The sequence below is a fragment of the Sandarakinorhabdus sp. genome, assembly GCF_987265915.1.
Genome location: NZ_OZ503948.1, coordinates 2,465,100 through 2,478,726, shown reverse-complemented (window position 1 = coordinate 2,478,726; position 13,627 = coordinate 2,465,100). Strand labels below are relative to the sequence as shown.

Below are 13,627 nucleotides of genomic sequence, written 5' to 3'. Positions count from 1 at the left end.
GAGCGTCGGCCAACCGACTGGGCCTCCCCTGAAATGCAGGGCCGCATTGCCGCGCGCTATCGGGCCGAGCGCAATTTCCGGCGGCTGGGTGCCGGCGCGCTGATGGTGGCGGCCGGCTTCCTCGCCTTCCTGCTGTTCACCATCGTGCGGGATGGCTGGACCGGGTTTCTGCGCACCGAAGCGCGGGTGGAAGTGATGTTCGATGCCGCCACGCTGGGGGTCGATCCAGCCGCCCTGCGCGGACCCCAGGCGCAGGCCGTGCTGGCGCGGGCCGATTATGTCGCCCTGATGGACAAGGCGGCGCTGCAACTGGGGCCGGCGTCCGACATGTTGTCGGATGCGGCCTGGCTCGCACTTCGGGATCGCCTGGTGGCGGATCCCACGCTGATCGGCCGGACCGAAACCTTGTGGGTGCCGGTGCGCTCCAGCATCGATCTGCTTGCCAAGGGCAAATATGATCTGGAGGCGCCAGCCGACAGCCGCGGCGTCACCGATCGCGAAGTCTCCGATTGGCACTGGCTGGAAAAGGAAGGCCGGCTGCGCACCGTGTTCAACCGGGCCTTCATCGGCAATGCCGATTCCACCGAGCCGGAACTGGCCGGCATCGGCGGTGCGGCGCTGGGATCGCTGTTTACCCTGTTCGTCACCATTGCCATCGCCTTCCCGCTGGGCGTGTTTTCGGCGGCCTGGCTGGAGGAATTCGCACCCAAGGGCCGGCTGGCCGACATCATCGAATTGTCGATCAACAATCTGGCGGCGGTGCCGTCGATCATTTTCGGCCTGCTGGGCCTGGCGTTTTTCCTCAACTATGCCGGCTTGCCCCGGTCGTCGCCGCTGGTGGGCGGCATCACGCTGGCGCTGATGATCATGCCGGTGATCGTGATTGCCTCGCGTGTTGCCATTCAATCGGTGCCGCCTTCGATCCGCGACGCCGCGCTCGGCATCGGCGCCTCGCCAATCCAGGTGGTGTTCCAGCATGTGGTGCCGTTGGCGCTGCCCGGCATCATGACCGGCACGATCATCGGCATCTCCCGCGCGCTCGGTGAAACGGCGCCATTGTTGCTGATCGGCATGCGCGCGTTCGTGACCGATACACCGCAGGGCCTGACCGCGCCGGCCACCGTGCTGCCGATGCAGGTGTTCCTGTGGTCGGATGATGTGCAGCGCGGTTTTGTCGAGAAAACCTCGGCGGCCATCATGGTGCTGCTGTTCATCCTCATCCTGATGAACAGCGTGGCCATCTATCTTCGCAACCGTTTCGAGAGGCGCTGGTGAACACCCAACCTGCAATTGGCCACAACGCCGTGCCCAAGATGACGGCGCGCAACGTCAATGTCTTTTATGGCCAGAAACAGGCCATCAAGGATGTCTCGATCGACGTGTCGCCCGAACATGTCACGGCCTTCATCGGGCCATCTGGCTGCGGCAAGTCCACCTTCCTGCGCTGCCTCAACCGCATGAACGATACGGTGGACGGCGCCCGCGTCGAAGGTCGCATCGAACTGGATGGCCAGGATATCTATGCGCCGGTGATGGATGTGGTGCAGCTGCGCGCCCGGGTCGGCATGGTGTTCCAGAAGCCCAATCCGTTTCCCAAGTCCATCTATGAAAATGTCGCCTATGGCCCGCGCATCCACGGCCTGGCCCGCGCCAAGCCCGATATGGACAATATCGTCGAAAGCGCCCTGCGCCGTGCCGGCCTGTGGGACGAAGTGAAGGACCGGCTGGGCGAAAGCGGCACCGCCATGTCGGGCGGGCAGCAACAGCGCTTGTGCATCGCCCGCGCCATCGCCGTCGATCCCGAAGTGATCCTGATGGACGAGCCCTGCTCGGCGCTCGATCCGATCGCCACGGCGCGCATCGAAGAGCTGATCGACGAACTGCGCGGCCGCTATGCCATCGTGATCGTCACCCACAACATGCAGCAGGCCGCCCGCGTCAGCCAGCGCACGGCGTTTTTCCACCTCGGCACGCTGGTGGAATATGACGAGACGCCGGCGATCTTCACCAACCCGCAGCAAACCCGCACCAAGGATTACATCACCGGTCGTTACGGCTGACGCCCCCATCAGCCGGCGACACAAAGGATCAGACCATGGCCGAAGTCACCGCCCACACCGTCAAGAGTTTCGACGAGGATATCGCCCAGCTGCGTGCTGTGATCAGCCGCATGGGTGGCCTGTGCGAAACCCAGATCGCCGATGCCGTCGATGCGCTGATCACCCGCAACATCGATGCGGCGCGGGTGGTGATCGAAGGCGACAAGCGCATGGACCAGCTGGAGGCCGAAGCCGAAGTGCTGGCGGTGCGCATCATCGCGCTGCGGGCGCCGTTGGCCAGCGATCTGCGTGAAATCGTGGCGGCGCTGAAGATTGCCGGCGTGCTGGAGCGCATCGGCGATTATGCCAAGAATATCGCCAAGCGCACGATCGTGGTGGCGCAGTCGCAGCCGGTGGGGCCGGCGGTGATCATTCCGGAAATGGCGCGCATCGTGGTGGAAATCATCCGGGACACCATGGATGCCTTTGTCGATCGCGATGCGGTGAAGGCCGTGGCGCTTTTGTCGCGCGATCAGCAGGTCGATGAATTTTACAACTCGCTGTTCCGCTCGCTGCTGACCTTCATGATGGAAAATCCGCACTATATCACGCCATCGACCCATCTGCTGTTCGTGGCAAAGAACCTCGAACGCATCGGCGATCACGCCACGTCGGTGGCGGAAATGGTGCATTTTTCCGTCACCGGCCAACGGCCGGCCGAACGCCCGAAGAATGATTTCGCCTCCACCGTCTATAGCCCTGAATAAGCCTGCCCCCTTTTCGGGAGAATAACCCATGCGCGCCAAGATCCTTCTCGTCGAAGACGATGCCAGCCTGATCGAGCTGGTGACCTACAATCTTGAAAAAGAGGGCTTTGATGTGGTGCGCACCGGTGATGGTGAGGAGGCGCTGACCCTGGCCGAGGAGGAAAAGCCCGATCTGGTCATCCTGGATTGGATGATCGCCAATCTTTCGGGCATCGAGGTCTGCCGCCGCCTGCGCCGCGCACCGGCCACCGCCAATCTGCCGATCGTCATGCTGACAGCGCGCGGTGATGAGGCCGATCGCATCCGCGGCCTCGAAACCGGCGCCGATGATTATATGACCAAGCCGTTTTCCCCGCGCGAACTGATCGCCCGCATCCGCGCGGTGCTGCGCCGCCTGCGCCCGGCGCTTTCGGGCGGGCAGCTGGAATTTGCCGGCATTGCCATGGATACCACCGCGCACCGCGTGGTGCGCGATGGCCGCACCGTGCAGCTTGGCCCCACCGAATTCCGCCTGCTGCGCCACTTCCTCGAACATCCCGGCCGGGTGTTCAGCCGTGAACAACTGCTCGATGCCGTGTGGGGCCGCGATGTCTATGTGGAACAGCGCACGGTGGATGTGCACATCCGCCGGCTGCGCAAGGCCGTGAACGCCGGGCCGACCGGCGAGGAGCTGCCCGATCTGATTCGCACTGTGCGCTCCGCTGGTTATTCGCTGGATGGTGCCCCGGTGGTGCAGGCCGCCTGAGCCACAGTTTCGGATTTGCTTTGCAGCCTGCCCCGGCCCGGCTAAACCGCGTGGGCTTGGCATCGATTCCCATGCGCAGGCCGTATGACCAACAGGGCTGGGAACGCGGCGGCATTGCCGGTGCAAAGGCCCGCAACAAATTCAGGGGTATGTAGCCTATGTCGCTTTCCTTCGAAGGGCGTGTTGCCATTGTCACCGGTGCTGGTGGCGGCCTGGGCCGGGCCTATGCGCTCGATCTGGCGCGCCGCGGGGCCAAGGTTGTGGTCAATGATCTGGGCGGTGCCCGCGATGGTTCCGGCGCGTCACTGTCGGCGGCGCAGACGGTGGTCGATGAAATCACCGCCATGGGCGGCGAAGCCATGGCGAATGGCGCCAGCGTCACCGACATGGCGGCGGTCGAGAAGATGGTTGCCAACGTCAAGGAACGTTGGGGCCGGATCGATATCCTGATCAACAATGCCGGCATCCTGCGCGACAAGACCTTCGTGAAGATGACGCTGGATGAATTCCGCACCGTGATCGACGTGCACCTGATGGGCAGTGTCAATTGCACCAAGGCGGTTTGGGATCTGATGCGCGAACAGGCCTATGGCCGCATCCTGATGACCACGTCGTCCACCGGCCTCTATGGCAATTTCGGCCAGGCCAATTATGGCGCGGCGAAACTGGCGCTGGTTGGCCTGATGAAGACGCTGGCGCTGGAAGGCGCCAAGTATAACGTGCATGTGAACACCATCGCGCCGCTGGCCGCGACCCGGATGACCGAGGATCTGATGCCGGCGGCCATGCTTGAAAAGCTTGGTCCCGAAACCGTGGTGCCGGCTTCGGTGTTCCTGGTATCGGAAGAAGCGCCGACCAACGTCATCCTCAATGCCGGCGGCGGCGGCATCGAGCGCGCCTACGTGACGCTGACCCGCGGCGTGCATCTGTCGCCAGAAGAACTGACCGCCGAAACCGTGGCCGCGCGCTTTGCCGAGATCAGCGACCGTACCGGTGAGGTTGTGCCCGACAATGGCGGCGCGCAGGCGCAGATGGCTCTGGGCGGGGGACGGTAACGTTCACCTCTCCCCTCTGGGGAGAGGCCGACTCGCGCGAAGCGCAGCCTGCCCCGGACATGATCCGGGGGCGGAAGAGGGAGGGCGCCTGTGGCCACGGCCGGCGCCAGGCCCCTCTCCCGGGCCGGCTGCGCCATCTCTCGACCTCTCCCCAATGGGGAGAGGTGATCAGTTCTCCACGGCTTTGAGCAAGCGCCGCTCCACCACCGCCAGCACCCCAGCCAGTTCGTGGCCGCGTTTCAGCACCACGCCGCCTTCGCCGTACAGCACCCATTCGCCCTGCTTGGCCCGCAACGCCGGGTCTTTCACCAGCCGCACTTCGGGATTCTCGGCGGAGCGGCGGAAGGCAGAGAAGCTTGCCTGCTTGGCGCCCAGCTCCAGCGCATAATCGCGCCACAGGCCGGCCGCGACCATGCGGCCATACAGCGACATGATGCGATCAAGCTCGATCCTGGTGAAGGCGACCTGGCGGACGCCCGGGGAAATGGCCAGCGGGACAATGATGCTCACGACGTGAATGTGGCGCGGGCGTCAGCGTCGGTCAACCAGCCTTGCGGTGCGCCTCTTCCCGGGTCAGATCATCGAGCCGGGATTTCAGCACCTCGATCTCGCATCGCAGCAATTCCAGCTTTTGTGTTTCCGGATCGAACTTCTGCGCGCAGGGCGTGCCATAGGGCATGAACGGCTTGGCATAATCCTCCGCCGCCACCACCACCGGCTTGGCCGGAATGCCAACCATGGTAGCGCCTTCCGGCACATCGCGGGTCACCACGGCATTGGCGCCGATGCGGGCATTGGCGCCCACGGTGATCGGGCCCAGCACCTGCGCGCCCGAACCGATGATGCTGCCGTCCAATATGGTCGGGTGGCGCTTGCCGCCCTGGCCGCCGGCCGGATCGGTGCCGCCAAGGGTGACGCATTGATAGATGGTGACATTGTCGCCGATCTCAGCCGTTTCCCCGATCACCACAAAGCCGTGATCGATGAAGAAATTGCGGCCGATGCGGGCGCCGGGATGGATATCGATGGCGGTGAGCAGGCGTGAGATATGATTGACCAGCCGCGCCAGAAAGAAGAAGCGAGCGCGGAAAAGGCCGTGCGCGATGCGGTGAAAACCCAGCGCCCAAACGCCCGGATAGATCAGGATTTCCCATCGCGAACGCGGCGCCGGATCACGGTGCTTCACCGAATCGAGAAAGGCGATCAGAGACATGGGCCTACCTTCTGATGGTCATGCGCCATCAAATTGAGTCTGGCTTAACCCATTTCAAGGCGAAAGGCCAGCCATGCCAATGCATAGCTGGCCTTTGCCGACTTCGGCCCTGTTTCAAAGCGCCTGCGTTGCCTTCAGGCGGCGTTACAGCGTTACAGCGCCTGGAGTGTCCGCGCCACCGCATGCACCACCGCCGCGATGCGCACGGCGGCCTGGATCTTGTCGGCGCCCACGCCGTGCTGGGCCAGCACCTTGTCATGCGCGTCAATGCACATGCCGCAGCCGTTGACGGCTGAGACGGCGAGGCTGAACAGCTCGAAATCGGCCTTCTCGATGCCTGGCGCGCCGATCACATTCATGCGCAGCTTGGCCGGCATCGTCTTGTAATCGGGACGCGACGCCATGTAGGTGAAGCGGTAATAGATGTTGTTCATCGCCATGATGCTGGCGGCGGCCTTGGCCGCATTCAGCGCTTCGGGCGTGATCTTGGTCGCCGCTTCGGCCTCGGCCGCATCGATCAGTGGCTTGTAGGCGCAGGCATGGGCGACGGCGACGATGGTGCCCCACTTCTGCTGATCGCTCAGCAGTTGCTCGGTCAGCAGGCTGGACACGTTCAGGCGCAGATCCTTGGCGTAATCCGGCAAGGTTTTCGCGAGTTCGGAAAAAAGCATGGGTGCTCCTTATCCCCTCTCCCCTTGTGGGAGAGGGAGGGGCCCGCCGCAAAGCGGTGGGAGGGAGAGGGGGTGTGAACGGGGGAGGGATGCCCTACCTGGACAACCCCTCTCCCCGCTCGCCTTCGGCGAGTCGCCCTCTCCCGCAAAGGGGAGAGGGAAGTGCGTCACGCGGCCGGCTTCAGCGTGTCTTCGCCGCCCTGCCAGTTGCACGGGCACAGCTCGTCGGTCTGCAACGCATCGAGGATGCGCAGGGTTTCGGCCGGGTTGCGGCCGACGTTGAGGCCGTTCACCGTGATGTGCTGGATGACGTTTTCCGGATCGATGATGAAGGTGGCGCGCAGAGGAACGCCGGCTTCCGGGACGATGATGCCCAGCGCATTGGCCAGCAGCTTGGAATTGTCGGCCAGCCACGGGAATTCGCAGGCAGCCAGACGTTCGTCGCTCTTGCGCCAGGCGAAGTGCACGAAATCGGTGTCGGTCGATGCGCCGATCATCACGGCATCACGATCGGCGAAATCGCCGAGCAGATCGCCATAGCCGATGATCTCGGTCGGGCAGACGAAGGTGAAATCCTTCGGCCAGTAAAACAGGATCTTCCACTTGCCAGGATAGGCCGTGGTGATGTCCAGGGTTTCGCCCGCCGGCAAGGCGGCAACGCCCTGCTGCACCGGCAGAACGAAGGAGGGGACGGTATCGCCAACAGTGAGAGCCATGTGCCAGATCCTTTGGTCAGGGGGTGAAAATTCGTACCGACCGCGCGCCATCGCGCTGCCGACGCCTTGCCTCTAGGTCCGATGCGAGATAGAAATCCAATCGATAATATCTCTGTTACAAATCGATTGCATCAATGACAGCCTATCAGCCGACGTTGAAACAACTGCAGTATCTCACCGCGCTGCACATCCATGGCCATTTCGGCCGGGCGGCGGAAACCTGCTTTGTCACTCAGTCGACGTTGTCGGCCGGCCTTGCAGAGCTGGAATCGCTTTTGGGGGTTCGGCTGGTCGAGCGCAACCGCCGCGTCGTGCGCTTCACGCCGATGGGCGAGCGGGTGGTGGCCAAGGCCTATGCCGTGTTGCGCGAAACGGACGAGCTGGTCGGCCTGACCGTGGGTGGTGACAAGCCGCTGGCCGGCCCACTGCGGTTGGGGGTGATTCCCACCATCGCGCCCTATCTGCTGCCGCGCGTCACCGGGCATATCCGCCGCGATTACCCGGATCTGAAACTGCACCTGCGCGAAGACATGAGCGGGCCGGCGAGTGAAGCCTTGAGCCGCGGCATGCTCGATGCCGTGCTGCTGGCGCTGCCGTGGGAAACGCCCGGCCTTGGCGTGATGCCCTTGTTCGAAGACCCATTCTATCTGGTGTTTGCGCCTGGCGATCTTCCCGATCCACCGCCGGCCGTGGCGCCCGATTCGATCAACAGCGATCATCTGCTGCTGCTGGAAGACGGGCATTGCCTGAAGGATCAGGCGCTTTCGGCCTGCGGGCGCCCGGAATTGCGCGCCGATCCGGCGCATCGCGGCACCAGCCTGATCACCCTGGTGCAGATGGTGGCCGGCGGGCTGGGGCAGACTTTGGTGCCGAAACTGGCACTGGATGCGGGCATATTGGCCGGCACCAACCTGATCGCGCGGCCGGTTTCCGGCGATGCCTCGCGCACCGTCGCCCTGGTCTGGCGGCAGGGGTCCCCACGGGAAGCCGAATTCCGCCTGCTGGGCGATGCAATAATGGCAGGATTGGCGCTGGGCTGAGGCCTCGCTATGCTGATGCCAACGAATGACGGGGAGTGAGTGATGAAGGCGGTATTGTGCGTTGAACATGGCGGCCCGGAAAAGCTGGTGGTGGCCGATATTGCCCTGCCTGAACCCGGCCGCGGCCAGGTGCGGATCAGCGTCAAGGCGGTCGGCGTCAATTTTCCCGACACGCTGATCATCCAGAATCTCTACCAGTTCAAACCGTCCCTGCCGTTCAGCCCTGGCGGCGAGTGCGCGGGCATCGTCAGCGCGATCGGCGAAGGCATCACCGATGTGGCGGTGGGGGATCAGGTGATCGCCATGACCGGCCATGGCGCCATGGCCGAGGAAGTGATTGCCAATCGCGGCCAGGTTGTGAAGATGGCACCGGGCATGCCGTTCGACATCGCCGCCGGTTTCACCATGACCTATGGCACCAGCCACCACGCGCTGAAGCAACGCGCCAATCTCCAGCCCGGCGAAACCCTGCTGGTGCTCGGCGCGGCCGGCGGGGTCGGCCTGACCGCGGTGGAACTGGGCAAGGTGATGGGCGCGCGGGTGATCGCCGCCGCCTCGTCGGATGAAAAGCTCGAACTGTGCCGGCAGATGGGCGCGGACGAAGTGATCAACTATGCCACCGAGGATCTGAAGGACCGCATCAAGCAATTGACCGGCGGGAAGGGCGCGGACGTGATCTATGATCCGGTCGGCGATCGCTTTGCCGAGCCGGCGTTTCGCGGCATTGCCTGGAACGGCCGTTATCTGGTGATCGGTTTTGCCGCCGGCGCCATCCCGGCACTGCCGCTCAACCTGCCGCTGATCAAGGGCGCCAGCATCGTCGGGGTGTTCTGGGGGGCCTTCACCCAAGCCGAACCGGCGTTGCACCGCGAGAATATGGAAGAATTGCTGCGCTGGTATGCGCAAGGCAAGCTCAAGCCGCATGTGTCGCGGCACTTCCCGCTGGCCGAAGGCGCCCAGGCGATCCGCTGGATGATGGATCGCAAGGCGTTGGGCAAGATCGTGCTGACTGTCTGACCAATATCAAGGGAGTTCGGGCCATGGCGCTCAGGGATGTCTATCCGCTCTATGTCGCCAACCGGGCCGAACAGCCCAACACCGATCTGGTGGTGACCGACAAGTTCACCGGGCATCCGGCGACGCGCGTCGCCATGGCCGATGCCGCCACCATCGATCGCGCCATTGCGGCGGCCGTGGCCGCCACCGAACCAATGGCGCGCATGGCCAGTTACGAACGCCAGGCGGTGCTGATGCATTGCGTGACCCGCTTCACCGAGCGCTTCGAGGAGCTGGCGCATGCGCTGTGCATCGAAGCCGGCAAGCCGATCCGCGACGCGCGCGGCGAAGTCGGCCGGCTGATCGACACCTTCCGTATCGCCGCCGAAGAAAGCGTGCGGATGACCGGCGAGGTGCAGCCGCTCGATATTTCGGCCCGCGCCAAGGGCTATCAGGGCATGTGGAAACGTGTGCCGATCGGGCCATGCAGCTTTGTGTCGCCGTTCAACTTCCCGCTTAATCTGGCGGCGCACAAGATCGCGCCGGCCATCGCGGTCGGCTGCCCGTTCGTGATGAAGCCGGCCAGCCGCACGCCGCTGGGCGCCATCATCATCGGCGAAGTGCTGGCCGAAACCGATCTGCCGCTTGGCGCCTTCGCCATCCTGCCGGCGCACCGCGATGGCGCCGATCTGTTCACCACCGATGATCGGCTGAAATTGCTCAGCTTCACCGGTTCGCCCGATGTCGGCTGGGATCTGAAGGCCCGCGCCGGCAAGAAGAAGGTGGTGCTGGAACTGGGCGGCAACGCGGCGGTGATCATCATGCCCGATGCCGATCTGGACGATGCGGCGGATCGCACGGTGTTTGGCGCCTTTTATCAATCCGGCCAATCCTGCATCGGCGTGCAGCGCATCTTGGTGCATGACGCTGTTTATGACGCGTTCAAGGCCAAGCTGATCGAACGCACCGCCAAGCTGATCGCCGGGAACCCGAGCGATGAAGCCACCTTCATCGGCCCGATGATCGATGTAAAGGAAGCGACGCGGCTGGATGGCTGGATTCAGCAAGCCGTTGCCGGCGGCGCGAAATTGCTGTGCGGCGGCACGCGGGACGGTGCCATGCTCGCCGCCACCCTGCTGGAGGACGTGCCGCGCGGCGCCAAGCTGAACACCGAGGAAGCCTTTGGACCGGTGGCATTCTTCGCCCGCTTCCATTCGTTCGACGAAGCACTGGAGATGGTCAACGACAGCAAGTTCGGTCTGCAAGCCGGCATCTTCACCCGCGATCTGTTCCACATGCTGAAGGCCTGGGACGTGCTGGAGGTTGGCGGCGTGGTGATCAACGACGTGCCGAGCTACCGGGTGGACAACATGCCCTATGGCGGCGTGAAGGATTCAGGCTTGGGCCGCGAAGGCGTGCGCTTTGCCATGGAGGACATGACCGAGATCCGCAATCTGGTGATCCGGCGGCGGCCGCAGGATTTTTGAGCGGGATTTTCCCACCCCCAGCCCCTCCCGCAAGCGGGAGGGGAGCAGATTGGGAGTGGAGAACGCGCTCCCCACAAGCCGACACGGCTCCCCTCCCGCTTGCGGGAGGGACTGGGGGTGGGCCGGGCGAGACACCCCCCATTCATCCGGATGTGCGAACCTTCCCCCCGCCAACCCATCCTGCTAATAGGCTGCCATGTCCCGCCCCAACCGCATCGCCATCCTGTCCCTGTCTGCCCTGGTGCTGCTGTCGGCCTGCGCTGGCAGCGGCGGCAAGGCCAAGAAAGATCAGCGCTATATCGCACAGGATGTGGAAACCCTCTACAGCGCCGCGCGGCAGACGCTGGACAAGCGCCAGTATCGCCTGGCCGCTGCGCAATTCGATGAAGTGGAGCGGCAGCACCCCTATAGTGTCTGGGCGCGCCGCGCGCAGCTGATGTCGGCCTTTGCCTATTATGTTTCGGGCGAATATCAGGAATCCATCGGCGCCGCACAGCGGTTTCTGTCGCTGCACCCTGGCAGCCGCGAGGCACCCTATGCCTATTACATGGTGGCCTTGAGCTATTACAACCAGATCATGCCGGTGACCAAGGATCAGAAGATCACCCAGCAGGCGCTGGATGCGCTGGGCGAACTGGTCCGCCGTTATCCCAACACCGATTTTGCCGCCGATGCCCGGCTGAAGATCGATCTGACCCGCGATCACCTGGCCGGCAAGGAAATGGAAATCGGCCGTTTTTACCAGAACCAGGGCCTGCAGGTCGCCGCGATCACCCGGTTCCGCACCGTGGTCGATCAATATGATACCACCAGCCACGCGCCCGAAGCGCTGCACCGGCTGGTCGAATCCTATCTGGCCATGGGCATTCCCGAAGAAGCGGTGAAGGCGGCTGCCGTGCTCGGCAACAATTATCCAGCCTCCAAATGGTATGAGCGCAGCTATAAACTGGTGCAGCGTTTCGTGCCGGATGCGCCGAAGAAGGCCGCCTGATGCTGTTGCCAGTCACCTTGATCACGGCGGGCTGCCTGGGCCTGCTGTTCTTCCTGCTGAGCCTGCGCGTGGTGCAAAAGCGCCTGGCCGGCATGGTGGCCTTTGGTGACGGTGGTGACCAGGCGTTGCTGGAACGGGTGCGCGCGCACGGCAATTTTGCAGAGCATGTGCCCTTCCTGCTGCTGTTGATGGCCGGTGTTGAACTGGCATCTGGCCATGGTTCGTTGTTGTTGTGGGGCTGCGGCGCCCTGTTGATTGTGGCTCGCATTGCCCACGCCATCGGCATGTCGCGCCCATCACCAAATCTGTTCCGGTCGGTTGGCGTGGTGGTCACCTGGCTGCTGTTGGTCGGCTTGTCGCTGTGGGCATTGTGGCTGGGCGTCGCGCCATCGCCGGGTTCCACCGACTTCGTCTGAACGCTGCCGGATCAGGCGTTTTCCGCAGGGCCTGTCCTACAGGTCCGACTGCCACTATGCTGCTGCGTAACAATTGGCGCTCTGCCAACGCAAGATATATCTTGGCGGGCCAATTGTTGGAAAAAAGCGGAACCTTTGTAACCTTGTAAAATACAATTTTCGGAAATCAGTTCAGCATTCGATCGGCCACGAAGGCGTTGGATTGGCGCTCACGGCCGAAGGTGCTCATCGGGCCATGGCCCGGCACGAAGGCGGTGGCATTGCCGAGCGGCCAGAGCTTGCTGGTGATCGATTCCACCAGATCATTGAAATTGCCCTTGGGAAAATCGGTGCGGCCGATGCTGCCCTGAAACAGGACGTCGCCGACGATCGCCAGATTTGATGGCGAATGATGGAACACGACATGGCCGGGCGTGTGGCCGGGGCAGTGATAGACATCCAGCACCAGCTCACCCACGGTCACCTGGTCGCCATTGTTGAGCCAGCGGTCCGGCGTGAACGCTTCGGCGCCGGCCAGGCCATAGGCCGCACCCTGCGCCGGGTTCATGTCGATCCAGAATTTGTCATCGATGTGCGGGCCTTCGATCGGCACGCCCAACTGCCGCGCCAGCACCGCGGTCAGCCCGCAGTGATCGATGTGTCCGTGCGTCACCAGCAATTTCTCGATGATCACGCCGCGGCTGTCGGCCTCATGCATCAACCGATCGAGATCGCCGCCCGGGTCGGTGAAGGTGCCGCGCATGGTTTTGGTGCACCAGATCAGCGTGCAGTTCTGCTGCAACGGCGTGACGGGAATGATGACGGCCTGAAGCGGTGCGGTGGTCATACGAACATCTGTGCCGCGCAGCGCCGACGCATGCAAGCCGTTGATGCGCGGACTTGCCCAAACCGGAAAGCGGGCTGCAGAAACGTCACCTCTCCCCACCGGGGAGAGGTGACGCGCAGTCCTTACTTGGCGGCGATCACCGTCAATTCCACCAGGAAATTCGGGCCGGCCAAGGCGGCGACCTGCATGGTGGTGCGGGTGGTGGTGGTGGGGTTTTCGGCATTGCCGAAGAATTCGGCGAAACCGGCGTTGAAGCCATTGAAATCCATCTTGCCGTCCATGCCGGGCGCGGCAACCAGATAGGCATCCATGCGCACGATGTCCTTCATGGTCATGCCCTGGGCTTCCAGCAACGCCTTGATCTTCTTCAGCGTGCTGATCGTCTGGGTCTTGGTGTCCCCAAATTCGGTCGGCTTGGCCGGATCGATCGGCGAGGCGAGATTGCCCGACAGATAGACGGTGGTGGCACCGGGCTTGACGACAGCCGTGGTCAGGATGCGGCCGCCGGGCGTGCCAACCTTCTGGACATTCTGGGCGGCGACCGGGGCGGCAGCGATGGCCAGCACGAGGCTGGCGGCAGCGAGGGCGACGAATTTCATGAGATGATCCTCCGGTTGGTTGAAACGGCAACGGGCGGCAGGATTGCCCTGCCGCCCGTGCTTGGC

At 63.6% G+C, this 13,627-nt stretch carries 16 protein-coding genes; 10 read left to right on the top strand and 6 right to left on the bottom strand.

The genetic code is table 11. The features are described 5' to 3' along the window. Nucleotides 1-33: 33 nt before the first annotated feature. The 5 genes from pstA (at nucleotide 34) to AC6UUM_RS12040 (ending at nucleotide 4,606) form a co-directional block, all read left to right on the top strand. Entirely contained in the window at nucleotides 34-1,275 is a 1,242-nt protein-coding gene (gene pstA, locus AC6UUM_RS12060) for a phosphate ABC transporter permease PstA (protein ID WP_500802524.1), read from the top strand. 38 nt (nucleotides 1,276-1,313) lie between these two features. Beyond that, nucleotides 1,314-2,060, top strand: a complete 747-nt coding sequence (pstB, locus tag AC6UUM_RS12055) for a phosphate ABC transporter ATP-binding protein PstB (RefSeq protein ID WP_500804962.1) — start codon at nucleotides 1,314-1,316, stop codon at nucleotides 2,058-2,060. 35 nt (nucleotides 2,061-2,095) lie between these two features. Continuing rightward, nucleotides 2,096-2,806: a phosphate signaling complex protein PhoU gene (gene phoU, locus AC6UUM_RS12050; protein ID WP_500802523.1), complete on the top strand. Its 711-nt coding sequence runs from the start codon at nucleotides 2,096-2,098 to the stop codon at nucleotides 2,804-2,806. A gap of 28 nt (nucleotides 2,807-2,834) precedes the next feature. Beyond that, on the top strand, nucleotides 2,835-3,551 hold the full coding sequence (gene phoB / locus AC6UUM_RS12045; RefSeq protein WP_500802522.1) for a phosphate regulon transcriptional regulator PhoB: 717 nt from the start codon (nucleotides 2,835-2,837) through the stop codon (nucleotides 3,549-3,551). Nucleotides 3,552-3,709: 158 nt separating this feature from the next. Then, nucleotides 3,710-4,606, top strand: a complete 897-nt coding sequence (locus tag AC6UUM_RS12040) for an SDR family oxidoreductase (RefSeq protein WP_500802521.1) — start codon at nucleotides 3,710-3,712, stop codon at nucleotides 4,604-4,606. Between the two features lie 168 nt (nucleotides 4,607-4,774). Here AC6UUM_RS12040 and AC6UUM_RS12035 read toward each other — a convergent pair whose 3' ends face one another. The 4 genes from AC6UUM_RS12035 to AC6UUM_RS12020 all read right to left on the bottom strand — a co-directional run bounded on the left by AC6UUM_RS12035 (nucleotide 4,775) and on the right by AC6UUM_RS12020 (nucleotide 7,206). Next, a complete protein-coding gene (locus AC6UUM_RS12035) occupies nucleotides 4,775-5,116 on the bottom strand; it encodes a DUF2794 domain-containing protein (protein ID WP_500802520.1) in 342 nt (113 codons plus the stop codon). 31 nt (nucleotides 5,117-5,147) lie between these two features. After that, nucleotides 5,148-5,819, bottom strand: coding sequence for a serine O-acetyltransferase EpsC (epsC, locus tag AC6UUM_RS12030; RefSeq protein ID WP_500802519.1), 672 nt, complete (start codon nucleotides 5,817-5,819; stop codon nucleotides 5,148-5,150). A 152-nt stretch (nucleotides 5,820-5,971) separates the two neighbouring features. Continuing rightward, nucleotides 5,972-6,490, bottom strand: a complete 519-nt coding sequence (gene ahpD, locus AC6UUM_RS12025; RefSeq protein WP_500802518.1) for an alkylhydroperoxidase, AhpD family — start codon at nucleotides 6,488-6,490, stop codon at nucleotides 5,972-5,974. 167 nt (nucleotides 6,491-6,657) lie between these two features. Further along, nucleotides 6,658-7,206, bottom strand: coding sequence for a peroxiredoxin (locus AC6UUM_RS12020; protein ID WP_500802517.1), 549 nt, complete (start codon nucleotides 7,204-7,206; stop codon nucleotides 6,658-6,660). Between the two features lie 134 nt (nucleotides 7,207-7,340). Here AC6UUM_RS12020 and AC6UUM_RS12015 point away from each other — a divergent pair, with 134 nt between their 5' ends. The 5 genes from AC6UUM_RS12015 to AC6UUM_RS11995 all read left to right on the top strand — a co-directional run bounded on the left by AC6UUM_RS12015 (nucleotide 7,341) and on the right by AC6UUM_RS11995 (nucleotide 12,136). Continuing rightward, on the top strand, nucleotides 7,341-8,246 hold the full coding sequence (locus tag AC6UUM_RS12015) for a hydrogen peroxide-inducible genes activator (RefSeq protein ID WP_500802516.1): 906 nt from the start codon (nucleotides 7,341-7,343) through the stop codon (nucleotides 8,244-8,246). A 42-nt stretch (nucleotides 8,247-8,288) separates the two neighbouring features. Next, nucleotides 8,289-9,263 (top strand): NADPH:quinone oxidoreductase family protein, encoded by a 975-nt coding sequence (locus tag AC6UUM_RS12010; protein WP_500802515.1) that lies wholly within the window; start codon nucleotides 8,289-8,291, stop codon nucleotides 9,261-9,263. Nucleotides 9,264-9,286: 23 nt separating this feature from the next. Beyond that, on the top strand, nucleotides 9,287-10,729 hold the full coding sequence (locus AC6UUM_RS12005; RefSeq protein ID WP_500802514.1) for an aldehyde dehydrogenase family protein: 1,443 nt from the start codon (nucleotides 9,287-9,289) through the stop codon (nucleotides 10,727-10,729). Nucleotides 10,730-10,925: 196 nt separating this feature from the next. Beyond that, the gene (locus AC6UUM_RS12000) at nucleotides 10,926-11,720 is read left to right on the top strand and encodes an outer membrane protein assembly factor BamD (protein WP_500802513.1); all 795 of its coding nucleotides are present in this window, start codon (nucleotides 10,926-10,928) and stop codon (nucleotides 11,718-11,720) included. Continuing rightward, complete coding sequence (locus AC6UUM_RS11995; protein ID WP_500802512.1) at nucleotides 11,720-12,136, top strand: MAPEG family protein; 417 nt, start codon at nucleotides 11,720-11,722, stop codon at nucleotides 12,134-12,136. The genes AC6UUM_RS12000 and AC6UUM_RS11995 overlap by 1 nt, the downstream gene beginning before the upstream one ends. 166 nt (nucleotides 12,137-12,302) lie before the next feature. Here the strand turns inward: AC6UUM_RS11995 and AC6UUM_RS11990 are convergent, their stop codons facing one another. Beyond that, nucleotides 12,303-12,962 (bottom strand): MBL fold metallo-hydrolase, encoded by a 660-nt coding sequence (locus AC6UUM_RS11990; protein WP_500802511.1) that lies wholly within the window; start codon nucleotides 12,960-12,962, stop codon nucleotides 12,303-12,305. 122 nt (nucleotides 12,963-13,084) lie between these two features. Beyond that, on the bottom strand, nucleotides 13,085-13,561 hold the full coding sequence (locus AC6UUM_RS11985) for a Rid family hydrolase (RefSeq protein ID WP_500802510.1): 477 nt from the start codon (nucleotides 13,559-13,561) through the stop codon (nucleotides 13,085-13,087). Between the last annotated feature and the right edge of the window lie 66 nt (nucleotides 13,562-13,627).